At 65.5% G+C, this 16513-nt stretch carries 18 protein-coding genes and 1 pseudogene; 15 read left to right on the top strand and 4 right to left on the bottom strand.

What is annotated here, in order from left to right; translation table 11 throughout:
* Positions 1-364: 364 nt before the first annotated feature.
* Positions 365-1231, top strand: a pseudogene (locus tag AB0T83_RS06735) (helix-turn-helix domain-containing protein).
* On the opposite strand, the gene AB0T83_RS06730 reads toward AB0T83_RS06735, so the two are convergent.
* The 3 genes from AB0T83_RS06730 to AB0T83_RS06720 all read right to left on the bottom strand — a co-directional run bounded on the left by AB0T83_RS06730 (position 1216) and on the right by AB0T83_RS06720 (position 3792).
* The gene (locus tag AB0T83_RS06730; protein WP_366192276.1) at positions 1216-2061 is read right to left on the bottom strand and encodes a phosphatase PAP2 family protein; all 846 of its coding nucleotides are present in this window, start codon (positions 2059-2061) and stop codon (positions 1216-1218) included. The pseudogene AB0T83_RS06735 and the gene AB0T83_RS06730 sit on opposite strands and share 16 nt — an antisense overlap.
* On the bottom strand, positions 2061-3092 hold the full coding sequence (locus AB0T83_RS06725; RefSeq protein ID WP_366192275.1) for a M42 family metallopeptidase: 1032 nt from the start codon (positions 3090-3092) through the stop codon (positions 2061-2063). The genes AB0T83_RS06730 and AB0T83_RS06725 overlap by 1 nt, the downstream gene beginning before the upstream one ends.
* 94 nt (positions 3093-3186) lie before the next feature.
* A complete protein-coding gene (locus tag AB0T83_RS06720; protein WP_366192274.1) occupies positions 3187-3792 on the bottom strand; it encodes a TetR/AcrR family transcriptional regulator in 606 nt (201 codons plus the stop codon).
* Between the two features lie 144 nt (positions 3793-3936).
* Here AB0T83_RS06720 and AB0T83_RS06715 point away from each other — a divergent pair, with 144 nt between their 5' ends.
* From AB0T83_RS06715 to AB0T83_RS06660, 12 genes are all read left to right on the top strand, one after another.
* Complete coding sequence (locus AB0T83_RS06715; RefSeq protein WP_366192273.1) at positions 3937-4503, top strand: carboxymuconolactone decarboxylase family protein; 567 nt, start codon at positions 3937-3939, stop codon at positions 4501-4503.
* Between the two features lie 131 nt (positions 4504-4634).
* Positions 4635-5930 (top strand): adenylosuccinate synthase, encoded by a 1296-nt coding sequence (locus AB0T83_RS06710; RefSeq protein WP_366192272.1) that lies wholly within the window; start codon positions 4635-4637, stop codon positions 5928-5930.
* Between the two features lie 59 nt (positions 5931-5989).
* Positions 5990-6232, top strand: a complete 243-nt coding sequence (locus AB0T83_RS06705) for a DUF2842 domain-containing protein (RefSeq protein ID WP_366192271.1) — start codon at positions 5990-5992, stop codon at positions 6230-6232.
* The gene (locus tag AB0T83_RS06700) at positions 6229-6915 is read left to right on the top strand and encodes a thiamine diphosphokinase (RefSeq protein ID WP_366192270.1); all 687 of its coding nucleotides are present in this window, start codon (positions 6229-6231) and stop codon (positions 6913-6915) included. The genes AB0T83_RS06705 and AB0T83_RS06700 overlap by 4 nt, the downstream gene beginning before the upstream one ends.
* A 73-nt stretch (positions 6916-6988) precedes the next feature.
* Positions 6989-7768, top strand: a complete 780-nt coding sequence (gene rpiA / locus AB0T83_RS06695; RefSeq protein WP_366192269.1) for a ribose-5-phosphate isomerase RpiA — start codon at positions 6989-6991, stop codon at positions 7766-7768.
* Between the two features lie 24 nt (positions 7769-7792).
* Positions 7793-9151 (top strand): glutathione-disulfide reductase, encoded by a 1359-nt coding sequence (gene gor, locus AB0T83_RS06690; protein WP_366192268.1) that lies wholly within the window; start codon positions 7793-7795, stop codon positions 9149-9151.
* A gap of 66 nt (positions 9152-9217) precedes the next feature.
* Positions 9218-10366 (top strand): FtsH protease activity modulator HflK, encoded by a 1149-nt coding sequence (gene hflK / locus AB0T83_RS06685; protein WP_366192267.1) that lies wholly within the window; start codon positions 9218-9220, stop codon positions 10364-10366.
* An 11-nt stretch (positions 10367-10377) separates the two neighbouring features.
* Entirely contained in the window at positions 10378-11259 is an 882-nt protein-coding gene (gene hflC / locus AB0T83_RS06680) for a protease modulator HflC (protein WP_366192266.1), read from the top strand.
* Positions 11256-11450 carry a DUF2065 family protein gene (locus tag AB0T83_RS06675; RefSeq protein ID WP_366192265.1) on the top strand — a complete coding sequence of 65 codons (195 nt, stop codon included), beginning with the start codon at positions 11256-11258 and terminating at the stop codon, positions 11448-11450. The genes hflC and AB0T83_RS06675 overlap by 4 nt, the downstream gene beginning before the upstream one ends.
* An 81-nt stretch (positions 11451-11531) precedes the next feature.
* Entirely contained in the window at positions 11532-12416 is an 885-nt protein-coding gene (locus AB0T83_RS06670; protein ID WP_366192264.1) for a TonB-dependent receptor, read from the top strand.
* A gap of 127 nt (positions 12417-12543) precedes the next feature.
* Complete coding sequence (locus AB0T83_RS06665) at positions 12544-14016, top strand: Do family serine endopeptidase (protein ID WP_366192263.1); 1473 nt, start codon at positions 12544-12546, stop codon at positions 14014-14016.
* A 180-nt stretch (positions 14017-14196) separates the two neighbouring features.
* Positions 14197-14895 (top strand): DUF2270 domain-containing protein, encoded by a 699-nt coding sequence (locus AB0T83_RS06660; protein WP_366192262.1) that lies wholly within the window; start codon positions 14197-14199, stop codon positions 14893-14895.
* A gap of 24 nt (positions 14896-14919) precedes the next feature.
* On the opposite strand, the gene AB0T83_RS06655 is transcribed toward AB0T83_RS06660, so the two are convergent.
* Positions 14920-15282 carry an OB-fold nucleic acid binding domain-containing protein gene (locus AB0T83_RS06655; protein WP_366192261.1) on the bottom strand — a complete coding sequence of 121 codons (363 nt, stop codon included), beginning with the start codon at positions 15280-15282 and terminating at the stop codon, positions 14920-14922.
* Positions 15283-15408: 126 nt separating this feature from the next.
* Between AB0T83_RS06655 and AB0T83_RS06650 the strand changes: the two genes are divergently transcribed.
* Together AB0T83_RS06650 and AB0T83_RS06645 are read left to right on the top strand one after the other, a co-directional pair.
* Complete coding sequence (locus tag AB0T83_RS06650; protein WP_193142469.1) at positions 15409-15732, top strand: 2Fe-2S iron-sulfur cluster-binding protein; 324 nt, start codon at positions 15409-15411, stop codon at positions 15730-15732.
* Positions 15733-15734: 2 nt separating this feature from the next.
* Positions 15735-16442: an FG-GAP repeat domain-containing protein gene (locus AB0T83_RS06645; RefSeq protein WP_366192260.1), complete on the top strand. Its 708-nt coding sequence runs from the start codon at positions 15735-15737 to the stop codon at positions 16440-16442.
* The last annotated feature ends 71 nt before the right edge of the window (positions 16443-16513 follow it).

Below are 16513 nucleotides of genomic sequence, written 5' to 3'. Positions count from 1 at the left end.
AGATGGCACGTATCGCCTGGGCTGTGTTGACGAAGGGTGAGCGATATCGACCGAATGCACTGAGCGGCCTGTAGCCGGGAAGACGCAAAACCGGGCAAAGGAAACTGCGAGCGCGGAGGAGATGGACCAACGACCGATCGGCGTTTTGTCAGTCTGATGGGCTGCATGGACCTTGAGTGCCGATGAGCCAACGAGACACAGGACGCGCAACTTCCCATCTTGGTCAGCGGCAAATCGAACGGCCCCGGCGAAAGACCGAATACATAGAAGCAGGGTCAGCGGCGCATCGACAATTCACTTGTAGAACACACGACTTGATCTGACATTTCTGCTCTTTCGGAGCACAAGCCAGGAGTGTGGATCAATGACACGCATTCAGGAAAAGATCATCAAACTGAAGCTCGGGCTGCCGGAACTTGCCAAGCAACTCGGCAGCGTCAGCCAGGCGTGCAAGGTCATGGGATGCAGCCGGAACAGCTTCTATCGGTTCGGGAAGCTCTACGAGCTGGGCGGCGAGGAGGCCCTGATGGATCTGTCCCGCCGCAAGCCGGTCCTGAAGAACCGGGGGCCGGAACATGTCGAGAGGGCCGTGGTGGAACACGCCATCGAAAACCCGGCGCTCGGTCAGAAACCGGCGTCGTGGGAGCTTCCGCAGAAGGGCATCATGGTGTCTGCCTCCGGGGGGGCGCTCGATCTGGCTGCGCAATGCGTTGGAGAGTGAGGCATGTGGCCGCCATGCGTCTGCGGACCATACCGAACGAAGAAACGCCTGAAGGCGCTCGAAGCCCGCGCGGCCCTGGACGGCATCCCGCTGACCGAGGAGCAGCTGGCGGCGCCGGAGAGGGCCAAGAGCCAGACGGAGGCGCATGGCGAGATCGAGAGCCCCCATCCCGGCATTCTCGGCAGCCAGGACATCTGCTACGTGGGCCCGATGAAGGGTGTGAGGCGGATCTGCCAGCAGACCTTCGTCGATACCTGCACCCCTGTCGCGATCTGCAAGCTCTACACCGGGAAGACAGCGATCACGGCGGCAGACCTGCTCAACGACCGGGTCATCCCCTTCTTTGCAGATCACGGTATCGCCCTGCTGCTGGGCGGCGGGCTGGTGGTGCAGGATGGCCACGGCTCCATCGTTGCCGGGATTGGCGTGTCCGGGGCGCCGGGTCCGAGCCTGGATGATGACTGCGCCGCCGCCAGCATCGCCGACATCGAGGATCAGATCGCCGTCTGATCGCGGTGCTTCGCGCGGCGCAGTGCCTCGCGCGCCACCTGTCCGGCGAAGGCCAGAAGCGACAGCGCGCCGACAAGGGCCATAACCCCATGCGCCAACGGATTGGCCGGGGGATGGCCAGCCATCAGCAGGACGGCGGCCAGCAGACTCAACCCGGTCATGCCGCCGACCACCACCAGGTTGGTGCCCTGTGGCAAGCGCCGGGCCATCTCCAGCCCCAGCCAGACGCAGACCAGCCCTCCCGCCGCGCCGACCAGCGTGTCGATCGGCCAATGCATCCCCACCGGCACCCGGCTGAGGGCCGCTGCCAGCCCGCCCGCAAGCGCCAGTGCCCGCGCCCAGGGGGCTGGGCAGCAGACCATGACGAACCCCGCAAGCGTCAGCGCGGTCTGACTGTGGCCCGAGGGAAAGCTCTGATCCGGGGTCAGCGCACCGACGCTGTGGAAACTGTCGGGCGACAACAGGCCGGACGGTCGAAGTGCGGGCCAGAAGCCTTTGAACACATGTGTGAATGCGGTTCCAAAGACGCTGGCAATCAGAACAGTCCACGCCAGATACCAGCGCCCCGGCAGCAGCACCAGCAGCAGGCAGAGCGCCACGGCGGTGTCGCCGAACTCGGTCAGCACCGCCCAGACCACGGGCGGTACCAGCGGCATCAGCCCGTTCAGCGTGGCAAACCCGGCATGGTAGCCGCCGCCGAGGAACAGCATGGCCGCCGCAAGCAGCAATGCCAGCGCGGGCCAAAGCAGCCAGCGGCTGAGCGCAGCGCCGGGCAGAGTGATCTGGACCTTCCGCGCCACTGCCAGATCCGGGCGGAAGGTCCTGCGCATCACACCGATTTCAGATAGGCGGCCAGCAGATCGCGCGCCGCTTCCAGGTCGCTTTTGTGGATCATCTCGGTGACCGTGTGGATATAGCGGGTGCCGACCACGATGCCGATGGCGCGGGCCCCGGCGGCCGCCTGCTGGGCAGCGGCGCCGTCTTGACCGCCCGACCGCAGCATGGTGCGCTGAAAGGCGATGTCATTGGCCTCGGCAAGTTGTTCGAAAGTCGTCACCAGCCCCCGATCCGCAATGAACGATCCGTCGCGCAGGTGGATGCCGACGCCCTTGCCCTGCACCGTGGTGGCATCCTGTTCCGGCACACCGGGCGTATCGCAGGCCAGCGTGGTGTCGACGCCGATGCCGATGTCGGGGCGCACGGCAAAGGCGGCGGTGCGGGCGCCACGCAGGCCGACCTCTTCCTGACAGGTGAAGGCGACGTGGATCTCGGCCTCGGCCGCGTGATCGCCCATGGCGCGCACGGCCTCGATGCCCAGCCAGCAGGCGATGCGGTTGTCCAGCGCCTTCGAGACGATCTTGTCGCCCATTTCGACGAAGGGTTCTTCCATCACCACCATGTCGCCGATCTTGACGTGATCTTTCGTGGCCTCACCCAGACCCAGATCGACGAAGAATTCGGCCACTTCGGGCACCTTCTTGCGTTCCTCGGGGGTGGCGATGTGGACCGGGCGGCCGCCGGGGTTCATCACGCCGGGCAGATCGCCGCCCTCGGTGCAGACCCGCACACGGCGCGAGAACAGGTTGCGCGGATCGAAGCCGCCGACGGGGTGCAGGTAGCAGAAGCCCTTGTCGGTGATGTGGCTGACCAGAAAGCCGATCTCGTCCATGTGGCACAGCAGCATGATCTTCTGCGGCGCGTCGCCCTTGCCATTCCGGCGGCACAGCAGCGAGCCCATGTTGTCTTCGCGCACCTCGTCGAACAGCCCGTCGATTTCAGCGCGGATCAGGTCGCGGAGGCGGTCCTCCTGTCCGGGCACACCGGGGGTTTCGCAAAGCCGTTTCAGCAGGTCGATGTTCATGGGAATCCTCGGGATTGTGCGTCGGGCTATCGGTGACCGATCCGGCGGCAGGTGTCCAGACGGCCGGAGAGGGCATCGGCAGGTTGGGGGTGGCTCAGGAGGCCAGGTGGCGCAGGGCGCGGATTTCGTCGGCCAGATCGCGGGCCATGAGCCGGGCCTGCTCGCGCCGCTCGGGGCGCAGGGCGTAGACGCCGATGCCGGTGAGCGTGGCGTGCAGGCGCCGGGCCAGATTGTCGGGATCGGCATTGGCGGGCAGGGCGCCCTCGGCCTGCGCCTGGCGGTAGGTCTGGGCAAAAGCGGCTTCGGTCCGGTCCAGCAGCGCCGAGATCGCCGCCCGCAGCGCCGGTTGCGTCAGCCCGGTGTCCATCCCGGTCTTGGCCAGGAAGCACGCCGGTTGTGGAAGGTCGTCCCGTGTCACCGGATGCGCCGTTTCCACGAAGCGCGCCAGCCCTTCCAGCGCGTCGGGGGCTGCGTCCAGGATCTTCTGACGGCTTTCGGCGACCTCTTCGGCGTAGCGTTCCAGCGCCATGCGGAACAGCGTCTCCTTGTTGCCGAAGGCGGCATAGATGCTGCCCGGATGCATGTGCAGCGCCGCTTCGATGTCCTTCAGTGAGGTCGCGTGGAACCCCTGTTTCCAGAACAGGTCGCGCGCGCGGGCCAGCGCCTTGTCGCGATCGTGGGATTTGGAACGAATGCTCATGCGTCAGATATAGCGCGGCTTAGCGGCGATGCACAGGGTGCTGTGACCTCACGCTTGAGTGATCGCTCAAAAAAGCTCTTGAGCAATCGTTCAAAACCACTAGGTAGGGCGCATCGACATGCAACACCCCGAAAGGAAGCACCGATGACCGATTTTCCGTCCTATGACCTCGACACCGCCTCTGACGCCGCCAAGCCGCTGCTGGAAAAGTCGCAGAAGGGGTTTGGCCGCCTACCGGGTCTGCACAAGGTGATGGCCGGCGCGCCCGGTCTTCTGGACGTCTACCAGCAGGCCCATGCCGCGTTTCAGAACTCCAGCTTCGACAAGGACGAACTGACCGTCGTCTGGCAGTCGATCAACGTCGAACATGCCTGCCACTACTGCGTTCCGGCCCATACCGGCATCGCCAACATGATGGGCGTGGACGCGGGCCTGACCGAGGCGCTGCGCGACGAGGCACCGCTGGGCAATGACAAGCTGGAAGCGCTGCGCAGCTTCACCTTGGCCATGGTGCGCCAGCGCGGCGAGGTGTCCGAGGACCAGATCGCCGCCTTCTATGCGGCCGGTTATGGCCCGCAGCAGGTGCTGGAAGTGATCCTTGGCATCAGCCAGAAGGTGATGTCGAACTACGTCAACCACGTGGCCCAGACCCCGGTGGACGAAGTGTTCCGCAAGTTTGCCTGGGAAAAGAAGGCTGACAAGGCCGCCTGATTGCCGGCAAGCCCTGTGACACCAAGAGGCGGCCCGCTGTGGCCGCCTCTTGGCATTGGGGGTTTCGTCCGCGCCTCAGCCAAGCTAAGACGGCTCGGGTTTGAAGACCGGCACAGGACAAGGAGTATCCCATGGCCAATGTGGTCGTCGTGGGCGCCCAGTGGGGCGACGAGGGCAAAGGCAAGATTGTCGACTGGCTCAGCGAGCGGGCGGATGTGATCGCGCGCTTCCAGGGCGGGCACAATGCCGGCCATACGCTTGTCATCGATGGCAAGGTCTACAAGCTGCACGCGCTGCCGTCGGGCGTTGTGCGCGGCGGCAAGCTGTCGGTGATCGGCAACGGTGTGGTGCTGGACCCCTGGCATCTGGTCCAGGAGATCGCCACCGTGCAGGCGCAGGGCGTGGAAATCACCCCCGAGACCCTGATGATCGCCGAGAACACGCCGTTGATCCTGCCGATTCACGGCGAGTTGGACCGTGCCCGTGAAGAAGCCGCCTCGAAAGGCACCAAGATCGGCACCACCGGCCGTGGCATCGGGCCGGCCTATGAGGACAAGGTTGGCCGCCGTTCGGTGCGCGTGGCCGATCTGGCCGATGATGCGACGCTGGAGGCCCGTGTGGATCGCGCGTTGCAGCACCACGATCCGCTGCGCAAGGGCTTGGGGATCGAGGCCGTGGACCGCGACGGGCTGATTGCCCAGCTCAAGGAGATCGCGGCACAGATCCTGCCCTATGCGGCCCCGGTCTGGAAAGTGCTGAACGAGAAGCGCAAGGCCGGCAAGCGGATCCTGTTTGAAGGCGCGCAGGGCGCGTTGCTGGACATCGATTTCGGCACCTATCCCTTTGTGACCTCGTCGAATGTGATCGCCGGGCAGGCGGCCACCGGGGTCGGCATCGGGCCGGGCTCCATCGACTATGTACTGGGCATTGTGAAAGCCTATACCACCCGCGTCGGCGAAGGCCCGTTCCCGACCGAACTGGACGATGACGATGGCCAGCGGTTGGGCGAGCGCGGCCATGAGTTCGGCACCACCACCGGGCGCAAGCGTCGCTGCGGCTGGTTCGACGCTGCGCTGGTGCGCCAGACCTGCGCCACCTCGGGCGTGACCGGCATCTCGCTGACCAAGCTGGACGTCCTGGACGGGTTCGAAACCCTGAAGATCTGCGTCGGCTACGATCTGGACGGCTCGCGGCTGGACTATCTGCCCACCGCCGCCGACCAGCAGGCCCGCTGCCAGCCGATCTACGAGGAAATGCCGGGCTGGTCCGAAAGCACCGAAGGCGCGCGCAGCTGGGCTGATCTTCCGGCCAATGCCATCAAATACGTGCGCCGCGTCGAAGAGCTGATCGACTGCCCGGTTGCGCTTCTGTCGACCTCGCCGGAACGCGACGACACTATTCTGGTGACCGATCCCTTCGCGGACTGACCTTGACTTCCCCGCCCCGGCGCACAGATGCCGGGGCAAAGGATGCGGAGAAATAGCCCATGGCCCTGTCGTACAAAGCCCGCCGCCGCTGGTCGCTGGTGATCCTGCTGCTGGGCATGCCGGCCTATGTGGTCGCGGTGGTCACCGTGCTGAACCTGCTGGGCCGGCCGCCCTTCGTGGTCGAATTGCTGGTCTATGTTCTGCTGGGCCTGCTCTGGGCGATCCCGTTCCGGTTCGTGTTCCGGGGCATCGGCAAGCCCGACCCTGACGCCGAAGCCGGGGAGGGGGACAAATCGCCGTGACAGCGCCTGCGCCTCTGGTCACCTCGCAGGCACCGGTCACGCTGGTGGGCGGCGGCGGGCTGCGGGACAAGGATCTGCATACCTGCCTTGCCCGGGGGCCGGTGCTCGTGGCCGCCGATGGCGGCGCCGATGCGGTGCTGGGCCGGGGGCTGACCCCGACGGCGGTGATCGGCGACATGGATTCGCTGACCCCGGCGGGGCGTGCGGCACTGCCTCCGCAGGTGCAGCATCACATCCCCGATCAGGACAGCACCGATTTTGAGAAATGCCTGACCCGCATCGCAGCACCACTGGTGCTGGGCGTGGGCTTTACCGCCCGGCGCATCGATCACACGCTGGCGGTCTTCAACACGCTGGCCCGCCATCCGACCCGGCGCTGCGTGCTGATCAACAAGTCCGAGGCCATCACCCTGCTGCCGCCCGAGATCGCGCTACCGCTGGAACCGGGCTGCCGCGTGTCCTTGTTTCCCATGGGCGCGGTCACCGGCCAGGGCTCCGGGCTGGAGTGGCCGATCGATGGGCAGGATTTTGCGACGGATGGCCGGATCGGCACCTCGAACCGCGCCACCGGGCCGATGCATCTGACCATGGAGGCACCACGGATGCTGGTCTTTCTGCCGCGCGGCCGGCTGACTGTGCTGCTGGATGCGCTGGATGCCGCGCCCCGGTGGACCGAAGGCTAGGCTTTTTACCCTATTGCCCTCGCAGCCGGGTCAAAGGCTGCGTATAGATATGGCAAGTTGCAGGGAGTCACCGATGTCCGAACCTCTTTCCCAGGCCGATGCCGGAAAATTCGCCGCCGCGCGCGGCGCAGTGGATCTTGTCGAAGACGGGATGAAACTGGGGTTGGGCACCGGCTCGACCGCGAATTGGATGGTGCGGGCGCTGGCGGCGCGGGTGGCACGCGAAGGTCTGACGCTGACCTGCGTGCCGACCTCGACCCGGACCGGCGATCTGGCGCGGGCGTTGGGTCTGACCGTGGTCACGCTGGATGAGGCCGGATGGCTGGATCTGACCATCGACGGGGCCGATGAATTCGACCCGGCGCTGAACCTGATCAAGGGCGGCGGCGGCGCGCATCTACAGGAAAAGATCGTCGCGGCGGCCTCGGACCGGATGGTGGTCATCACCGATCCCAGCAAGGACGTGGCGCAACTGGGCGCCTTTCCCCTGCCGGTCGAGATCACGCCCTTCGGCATGGGCGTTACCAGCAAGCTGATCGGCAAGGTGCTGGAAACCGCTGCGGTGGGGGCGCGCGGCAGCCGTCTGCGGATGCAGGGGGACGCACCTTTCGTCACCGACGAGGGCAATCACATCGTCGATCTGGCTCTGGAACGCATCGACGCCCCGGCGGATCTGGCGGCGGCGCTGCTGCAGGTCCCCGGCGTGGTGGAAACCGGCCTGTTCCTGGGCCTGTGTGACGCGGTTGTGATTGGCCATCCCGATGGGCGCGTGGAAACCCGTCGTGCGGATGGATCGGCGCCGGTCTTTGCCCGGGTGGACCCGGCCGAGGCGGCGGCCCTTCCGGTAGCATGACGACGCAGTTTCAGGAGACGCGGTATGAGTTTTGATTTCGACCTCTTTGTGATCGGCGGCGGGTCGGGCGGCGTGCGCGCGGCCCGCGTGGCAGCGCAGGGCGGGGCCAGGGTTGGCCTGGCCGAGGAAAGCCGCATGGGCGGCACCTGCGTGATCCGGGGTTGCGTGCCGAAAAAACTGATGGTGTTTGCATCCTCTTACCGGGCGATCTTTGACGATGCGCGCGGGTACGGCTGGGACGTCTCGAACGGCGAATTGGACTGGCCGGGATTTCGCGGCAAGCTTGAAGCAGAACTGGATCGGCTGGAAGGCGTCTATCAGGGCATCCTGACCCGCAACGACGTGGACTGGTATAACCAGCGCGCCGTGATCCGCGATCCGCACACAGTGGAACTGGCCGATGGCACCAGCTACACCGCCAAGCACATCCTGGTCGCCACCGGCGGGCGCCCCTTCGTGCCCGAGATGGACGGCGCAGAGCATGTCATCACCTCGAACGACATTTTCCATCTGGAGCAGTTGCCGAAGTCGATCCTGATCGTCGGCGGCGGCTTCATTGCATGTGAGTTTTCGTGTATCTTCAATGGTTTGGGTGTCGAAGTTACACAGTTTTATCGCGGCGCACAGATCCTGCGCGGCTTCGATGACGAAGCGCGGGGTCTGGTGGCCGACAAGATGATCGAAGGCGGCGTCAAGCTGCACACCGGCACCAATGTGGTCGAGATGGAGGATCGCGGCGCCGAGGGCATCTGGGTCAAGGCCACCGACGGCTCGCACCGCACCTATGACAAGGTGATGTATGCCACCGGGCGGGTGCCCAATTCCGAAGGTCTGGGGCTGGAGGATCTGGGCGTCGAGTTCGGCCGCCGCGGCGAAGTGGTCGTGGACAAGTATTCGCAGACCGCGGTGCCGTCGATCTATGCTATTGGGGATGTGACCAACCGGATCAACCTGACCCCGGTGGCGATCCGCGAAGGGATGGCCTTCGTGGAAACCGTGTTCAACGGCAACCCCACGGCACCGGATCACGAACTTGTGGCCTCTGCCGTGTTCACCCAGCCCGAACTGGGCACAGTGGGCCTGACCGAGGAAGCCGCGCGCGAGCAGGAGCCGATCGAGGTCTACTGCACCTCGTTCAAGGCGATGCAGTCGGCCTTTGCGGGCCGTGACGACCGGGTGCTGATGAAGTTGATCGTCAGCCAGGAAACGCGCCGCGTGCTGGGTTGCCACATCGTGGCGCCGCAGGCCGGCGAGATGATCCAACTGGCCGCCATTGCGGTGAAAATGGGGGCCACCAAGGAACAGTTCGACGCCACCGTGGCGGTGCATCCGACCATGGCCGAGGAACTGGTCACCATGAAGGACCCGATGCGCACGGCTTGATATTCACGCTCGTGCGCTCATCTAGAATTCAAGACGTCTTGAGACGAAACAGGAAGAAGGCTTCACATGGCAGGAAACAGCGGAGGTCCCTGGGGAAGCGGCGGAGGCCGTAATTCAGGTAGTGGCAGCGGCGGCGATGGCGGCGGCGGCGACAATCGCGGCGGCGGGCGCCGTCCCGGCTCGGGCGATCAGCCCCAGATCCCCGAGATCGACGAGATTGTCCGCAAGGGGCAGGAACAGCTCAAGGTTTTGATGGGCGGCCGCGGAGGCAAGGGCGGCGGCTTCGGCGGCGGTCCGAAGATGTCCAAGGGGGCGCTTGGACTGGGCGCCATCGTGCTGGTGGGCCTTTGGGTGTTCGCCTCGCTTTATACCGTGAAGCCGGAAGAACAATCGGTGGAACTGTTCCTTGGCAAGTACAGCCAGACCGGCGACCCGGGTCTGAACTTCGCGCCCTGGCCCTTCGTGACCTACGAGGTTCTGCCGGTGACGCGCGAACAATCCGAGGACATTGGAGACGGCCGCAACGCCGGAGACGATGGCGGGCTGATGCTGACCACCGACGAGAACATCGTCGACATCGACTTCCAGGTGGTCTGGAACATCAACGACCCGGCGAAATTCCTGTTCAACCTGCGCGACCCGGTCCAGACCGTGCGCTCGGTGTCGGAATCGGCCATGCGCGAGATCATCGCGCGGTCCGAACTGGCGCCAATCCTGAACCGCGACCGCGGCATGATCGAGGCCAGCGCGCAGGAACTGATCCAGTCGACGCTGGAAAGCTATGACAGCGGCATCAACATCGTCCGCGTCAACCTTGCCAAGGCGGACCCGCCGATCGAGGTGATCGATGCCTTCCGCGAGGTGCAGGCCGCCGAGCAGGAGCGGGACCGTCTGCAACGTCAGGCCGACGCCTATGCCAACCGGGTTCTGGCCGGGGCACGCGGTGAAGCCGCGCAGCTTCTGGAAGAAGCCGAGGGCTATCGCGCCCAGGTCGTCAACGAAGCCCAGGGTGAGGCCAGCCGCTTCCTCGCTGTTCTGCAGGAATACCAAAACGCACCGGAAGTGACCCGCAAGCGTCTGTACCTGGAAACCATGGAAAAGGTTCTGGGCGACGTCGACAAGGTCATCCTGAACGACAATGGCTCGGGCACGGGACAGGGCGTCGTGCCCTACCTGCCGCTGAATGAGCTGCGTCGCAACAGCGCCGGGCAATGAGGAGAATGAGCATGAAGAAAGCAACTTTCCTGCTGCCGGTCGCGGTTGTCGTCGGGGCGCTGGTGCTGTCCTCGCTGTTCATCGTCGATGAGCGTCAGAAGGCCCTGGTGCTGCAATTCGGCCAGATCAAGGCCGTGAAGGAAAATCCGGGATTGGCGATGAAGATCCCGCTCATCCAGGAGGTCGTGCGCTATGACGACCGCATCCTGTCGCTGGACACGGCGCCCATCGAAGTCACGCCGTCGGATGACCGGCGCCTGATCGTCGATGCCTTCGCACGCTACCGGATCGCCGATGTGGTCCAGTTCCGTCAGGCCGTGGGTGTCGGCGGGCTGCGCGTCGCCGAAGATCGTCTGGCCGGGATCCTGACCACCCAGACCCGTCAGGTGCTGGGTGCGGATGGGGTCACCTCGAACACCATCCTGTCGGCGGATCGGGCCGAGCTGATGACGCGGATCCGCGACCAGTCCGCCGCGCGCGCCTCGGCGCTGGGGCTGGATGTGGTCGACGTGCGGCTGGTGCAGACCAACCTGCCGGATCAGAACCTTGACGCCACCTTCGCCCGGATGCGGGCGGAACGGGAACGCGAAGCCGCCGACGAGATCGCGCGCGGCGAGGAAGCGGCCCAGCGGGTTCGGGCGCAAGCCGACCGGACCGTGGTGGAACTGGTGTCGGAATCCACGCGGGATGCCGAGATCACCCGCGGTGAAGCCGATGCCGAACGCAACCGCGTCTTCGCCCAGGCCTATGGCGCCGATCAGGACTTCTTCGAGTTCTACCGGTCACTCACCGCCTATGAACGGGCGCTCCAGGGCGGCAACTCGTCCATGGTCATCACGCCGGACAGCGAGTTCTTCGACTATCTGGACGGCTCCTCGGGCCGCGACAAGTGATCGTGCTGACGGCCATCGGGTTTGTCCTGGTGGCCGAGGGGCTGGTGCTGGCACTGGCCCCGAAACGACTTGAAGATCTGGCCGCCTATCTGGCCTCGCTTTCCATCGACACGCGCCGGGCCCTCGGGCTTGGCGCGTTGGCGTTCGGGGTGCTGCTGTTGTGGCTGACCGGCGGCACCGGCGGCGGATAAACCGCTGGATGCGCGGTTTGTGTTGATCCGAACCGGGTTGGCCTGCGTAATCGGAATACCCTGCCTTGTTTGGAGTTCGCGATGCGTTCCGCTCTGGTCTTTTGCTTTGCCCTGCTTTCCCTGCCAGCCCTGGCGCAGGAGCGTCCCGATCTGGCCACTTACGAGATTGCCACGGGCGCGCTGTATCAATCCAAGGCCGACATTGACGGCGGCGGCTCGGTCAGCGCCAGTGCCGGGGTGGTGAACTTCGGCGCGTCCTTCCTGTTGACCCGCCGCACCGGCATCGGCGTCGGGGTCGAGATCGGCCGGGGCCGCTATGAATTCAGCGACGTTCCCGCCATCGGCAAGAGTTTCGATTATCGCAGCGACAGCATCTCGCTGTCCTATGACTTCCGCCTTGGTGATACCGGCTTCGGCTTCATCGCCCCGACCGTGCGCTGGAACGGCGAGATCGACGGCGACATGGACAAGGCGATGACCTGGGGGATGTTTGCCGGGGCGGCGTGGCGGGTCTCGCCCAATCTGGTGATCGGCCCGGCGCTGGGTATCTTCACCAAGCTGGACGACGATGTGCAGGTGTTCCCCTTCCTGCTGGTGGAATGGGACATCACCGAGCGTCTGCAACTGGCCACCGGGGAAGGACTGGGCGCCACGCAGGGGCCGGGTCTGGTGCTGACCTACGCCTTGAACGACGCGTGGAGCGTCGGCATCGCGGGCCGGGTCGAAAACGTGGAATTCCGGCTGGACGACGATGCCGCCGTGCCGGACGGCATTGCCCGCGACCAGAGCTTCCCGCTGGTGGCCAGTGTCGGCTGGGAACCCAACGATCGGGTCCGCCTTGCCGGTTTTGCCGGGGTGCAGACCAATGGCCGTTTCACCCTCAGTGACAAGGAGGGCCGCAAGCAGGTGCAGCGCGACTATGACAACGCGCCGATCTTCGGGGCGATCCTGAACATCACCTTCTGAAGCGGTTCATCTCTTTCACGCAGGTGTGACGGCACGTGTAGCAGCGGGGGAGTTGGCTTTTCCGTCGCCAAACCCCCATATTGCCTATCAAACAGACCGCATATTTCCGAGCGGCCTGCTTGAACCAATGAAAAAGGAGATCACAGTGCGCTTCAGCGACATTTCCCAACCCTCTCAGGTGCGGGCGGCCATCGTGGCGCTTGGGCTTGGCTTTGCGGTCGCTCTTGGACAGGGCCAGCCCGTCGAAGCCCGGGGCGCGCCCGACAGCTTCGCCGATCTGGCCGAACAGGTCAGCGACGCCGTAGTCAACATCACCACGCGCACAACCGTCGCCGCCGCCAGCGGCGAGAACATGCCGATCATCCCCGAAGGCTCTCCGTTCGAGGATTTCTTCCGTGACTTCATGGATCGCAACGGCCAGGGCGACCAGCAGCGCCAGCGGCGTGGTTCGGCGCTGGGATCGGGCTTCGTGGTCTCGGAAGACGGCTATATCGTCACCAACAACCACGTGATCGAATCCGCCGACGAGATCATGATCGAATTCTTCGGCGGCGCCGAACTTCCGGCCGAGGTCATCGGCACCGATCCGAAGACGGACATTGCGTTGCTCAAGGTCGAAAGCGACACGCCGCTGCCCTTCGTCACCTTCGGCGACAGCGAAGCCGCCCGCGTGGGCGACTGGGTCATGGCCATGGGCAACCCGCTGGGGCAGGGGTTCTCGGTATCGGCGGGCATCGTCTCGGCGCGTGGCCGGGCACTGTCGGGCAGCTATGACGATTACATCCAGACCGACGCGGCGATCAACCGGGGCAACTCGGGCGGGCCGCTGTTCAACATGGACGGTCAGGTCATCGGCGTGAACACGGCGATCCTGTCGCCCAACGGCGGCTCCATCGGGATCGGCTTCGCCATGTCCTCTTCGGTGGTCAAGAACGTTGTCGATCAGCTCAAGCAGTTCGGCGAGACCCGTCGCGGCTGGCTGGGCGTGCGCATCCAGAATGTGACCGAGGAACTGGCCGATGCGTTGGGTCTTGAGGCCGCCGCCGGTGCGCTGGTCACCGATGTGCCGGAAGGTCCGGCGCTGGATGCCGGCATGAAGTCGGGGGACGTGATCCTCAGCTTCGACGGCGCCGATGTCAGCGACACCCGTGAACTGGTGCGCAAGGTCGGCAACACCTCGGTCGGCAAGGCCGTACGCGTCACCGTGTTCCGCGATGGCAAGACCGAAACGCTGATGGTAACCCTTGGCCGCCGCGAAACCGCCGAGACCGTGCCCGCCGCCGCCATTGCCAACGAGCCGATCGAAGACACGGTTCTGGGCATGGATGTGACCGTTCTGAACGACGAGTTGCGCAGCCAGCTGGGTCTGGAAGAAGACAGCACCGGTCTGGTGGTCACCGAAGTGGACGAAGACAGCGACGCCTTCGAGAAGGGTCTGCGCAGCGGCGACGTGATCGCCGAGGCCGGGCAGGAGAAAGTCGGCTCGGTGACCGAACTTCAGGACCGCATCGCCGATGCCCGTGACGCTGGCCGCAAATCGCTGCTGCTGCTGGTGCGCCGGGGCGGGGATCCGCGCTTCGTGGCGCTGTCGGTGGAATGACACCGGTTATTTGAATGATGGATGGGGCGCCTTCGGGCGCCCTTTTTCGTGGCGCCAGGCCGCCATCGGCACAGCGGACCGCATTCCGGCAACTGCTAAAAATCCGGGCAGTTTGCGAACTTGCCCTAGGCGGGTCGCGGATGGGGTGCAATAGTCGGAGGGCACCAGACGGAAAGCCCGATGACACATCCGAATTTCAAACCCCAGACACTGGAAAAAGCCGAAGACTTCTCGGCCGCCGAGTTGGGGGCGCTGGCGCATCTCTACCGTGGCGAGGTCTATCGCAGCACGATCTGGCGCACCCGGCTGGACCAGACCACCAACTGGTCTGTGGTGACCACGGGTCTGGCGCTGTCGCTGACCTTTGCCGGACCCGAGGCGACGCCGCTGCCGCTGTTGCTGGTGGGCCTGCTGGTGGGCGTGTTCCTGATGTTCGAAGCGCGCCGCTATCGCTATTTCAACGTCTGGCGGGCGCGCTGCCGGCTGATGGAAACCGACATGTACGGCCCGATGCTGCGCGGCGAGGGCGTGCACATGGATGGCAAGTGGAACACCCTGCTGGCCTCGGACTACATCTATCCGACGTTCCATATCTCGTTCCTGCGGGCGGCGGGACGGCGGCTGCGGCGCAACTATGCCTATATCCTGTCGGTTCAGGCGACGGCCTATTTCGGCAAGCTGCTGATCCATCCGGTTCCCGCCGCCGATTTCGCCGAGTTCATCCAGCGCGCCGCCATCGGTCCGGTGCACGGCGGCTGGGTTTTCCTGCTGGGGGTGGCCTTCCATGGCAGCTGGATCATCGTCGCGGTCTGGACCCTGATGATCGAGAAACGTGTGCGCGCCGCGGCAGGACGCAAGCATCTGATCTCGATCGCCTGACGACCCCTTTCGCCGGGGCGCGGCTTACGGTGTCACAAGCGTGTCCAGCAGGGCCGAGATATCCTCGACCTGTTCGGCGACCACGTGGGTGACCGAATTCTCGCGCTGGATGCGCCCGGTCACACGCAGCAACCGTCCGGCGATCACCGCGCGGCGATGCACGTCGAACAGCGATTTCCAGACCACCACGTTGACCACGCCGGTCTCATCCTCGAGCGTCAGGAAGATCACCCCCTTCGCGGTGCCGGGCCGCTGCCGCACCAGCACCAGCCCGGCCACGGTCACCCGCGCGCCGTTGGGCGGTCGGTCCAGCCAGGCGGCAGGCAGGGCCAGCGGCGGGCGGGGCCACTGGATGTCGGACGGGGCTGGGGTCAGGCTGCGGGGCATGTGAACAAAGATAGAACAATGCGGCGATTTCACAAGGGCGCGCGCGGCTCTGGAAAATCCCGCCGCGCTGGCCTATGTCCCGCCCCAGCGACAGTTTGCAAGTGAGCCAGGCAAAAGGGGCAGAACATGCCGAAGATCACCTATATCGAGCACAATGGAACCGAGCACGTTGTCGATGTGCCCGTCGGGCTGACCGTGATGGAAGGCGCGCGCGACAACAACGTGCCGGGCATCGAGGCCGATTGCGGCGGCGCCTGTGCCTGTTCCACCTGCCATGTCTACCTGCATCCCGACTGGATCGAGAAGGTGCCCGCCGCCGATCCGATGGAAGAGGACATGCTGGACTTCGCCTATGAGCCCGAGCCGGGCCGGTCGCGCCTGACCTGCCAGATCAAGGTCACCGACGATCTGGACGGGCTGGTGGTGCAGATGCCTGAAAAGCAGATCTGAGCATGCGCATCATGCGGGCAGCGGCGCTGGGATTGCTGGCCGTGCTTCTGGCGCTGCCGGTGGCCGCCGAGATCACCGGCGCCCGCTACGCCGACCCCACAACCCGTTATCCGCACGCGGTGCTGGGCGACGGCATCGAATATGGTGCGCTGGTGCTGGAGCGCGCCGACGCGCCGCCGCTGCGGCTGGTGCTGCCCGACAGCCGGGTGTTCGAAGATACCGCCCCACGTCTGGCGGATCTGGATGGCGACGGGCAGGCCGAGGTCGTGGTGGTCGAAAGCGACCAGCGGCGCGGCGCACGTCTGGCGGTCTATGACGCCAGCGGCCTGCGCTATGCCACGCCTTTCATCGGCACGCGGTTCCGCTGGCTGGCGCCGGCGGGGATCGGGGATCTGGACGGCGACGGACGGATCGAGATCGCCTATGTGGACCGCCCGCATCTGGCCAGGACCCTGCGCGTCTGGCGGGTCGAGGACGGCGCGCTGGTGCCGGTTGCAGCGCTGCCGGGCGTGACCAACCACCGGATCGGAGAGCGGGACATCTCGGGCGGGCTGCGACGCTGCGGGCAGGGTGCCGAACTGGTGCTGGCCACGGCGGACTGGCGCGGTCTGGTGGCCGTGAAGCTTCATGCGGGACAACTGAGGGCCCGGCGTCTGGGTTTGCCCGCCGATGCGGCGGGCTTTGACGCCGCTCTGGCCTGTGCCGACTGACGGGCCGCCGTGGCAGCGGCCTCTTCGGGAATTTCCGCTCCCATGCTAGGCTTCTCCCGGTCCGACGATTT

Origin of the sequence: Meridianimarinicoccus marinus, from assembly GCF_040689105.1 — a bacterium.
GTDB lineage: Bacteria > Pseudomonadota > Alphaproteobacteria > Rhodobacterales > Rhodobacteraceae > Meridianimarinicoccus > Meridianimarinicoccus marinus.
The sequence above is the reverse complement of the archived record's forward strand: the minus strand, read 5'-3'. Positions and strand labels throughout refer to the sequence as shown.

Bases quoted from the DNA above. Each gene is read 5' to 3' on its own strand.
- AB0T83_RS06730 (WP_366192276.1), bottom strand. From the start codon at position 2,061: ATGCGCAGGACCTTCCGCCCGGATCTGGCAGTGGCGCGGAAGGTCCAG.
- AB0T83_RS06725 (WP_366192275.1), bottom strand. From the start codon at position 3,092: ATGAACATCGACCTGCTGAAACGGCTTTGCGAAACCCCCGGTGTGCCC.
- AB0T83_RS06720 (WP_366192274.1), bottom strand. From the start codon at position 3,792: ATGAGCATTCGTTCCAAATCCCACGATCGCGACAAGGCGCTGGCCCGC.
- AB0T83_RS06715 (WP_366192273.1), top strand. From the start codon at position 3,937: ATGACCGATTTTCCGTCCTATGACCTCGACACCGCCTCTGACGCCGCC.
- AB0T83_RS06710 (WP_366192272.1), top strand. From the start codon at position 4,635: ATGGCCAATGTGGTCGTCGTGGGCGCCCAGTGGGGCGACGAGGGCAAA.
- AB0T83_RS06705 (WP_366192271.1), top strand. From the start codon at position 5,990: ATGGCCCTGTCGTACAAAGCCCGCCGCCGCTGGTCGCTGGTGATCCTG.
- rpiA (WP_366192269.1), top strand. From the start codon at position 6,989: ATGTCCGAACCTCTTTCCCAGGCCGATGCCGGAAAATTCGCCGCCGCG.
- gor (WP_366192268.1), top strand. From the start codon at position 7,793: ATGAGTTTTGATTTCGACCTCTTTGTGATCGGCGGCGGGTCGGGCGGC.
- hflK (WP_366192267.1), top strand. From the start codon at position 9,218: ATGGCAGGAAACAGCGGAGGTCCCTGGGGAAGCGGCGGAGGCCGTAAT.
- hflC (WP_366192266.1), top strand. From the start codon at position 10,378: ATGAAGAAAGCAACTTTCCTGCTGCCGGTCGCGGTTGTCGTCGGGGCG.
- AB0T83_RS06670 (WP_366192264.1), top strand. From the start codon at position 11,532: ATGCGTTCCGCTCTGGTCTTTTGCTTTGCCCTGCTTTCCCTGCCAGCC.
- AB0T83_RS06665 (WP_366192263.1), top strand. From the start codon at position 12,544: ATGAAAAAGGAGATCACAGTGCGCTTCAGCGACATTTCCCAACCCTCT.
- AB0T83_RS06660 (WP_366192262.1), top strand. From the start codon at position 14,197: ATGACACATCCGAATTTCAAACCCCAGACACTGGAAAAAGCCGAAGAC.
- AB0T83_RS06655 (WP_366192261.1), bottom strand. From the start codon at position 15,282: ATGCCCCGCAGCCTGACCCCAGCCCCGTCCGACATCCAGTGGCCCCGC.
- AB0T83_RS06650 (WP_193142469.1), top strand. From the start codon at position 15,409: ATGCCGAAGATCACCTATATCGAGCACAATGGAACCGAGCACGTTGTC.
- AB0T83_RS06645 (WP_366192260.1), top strand. From the start codon at position 15,735: ATGCGCATCATGCGGGCAGCGGCGCTGGGATTGCTGGCCGTGCTTCTG.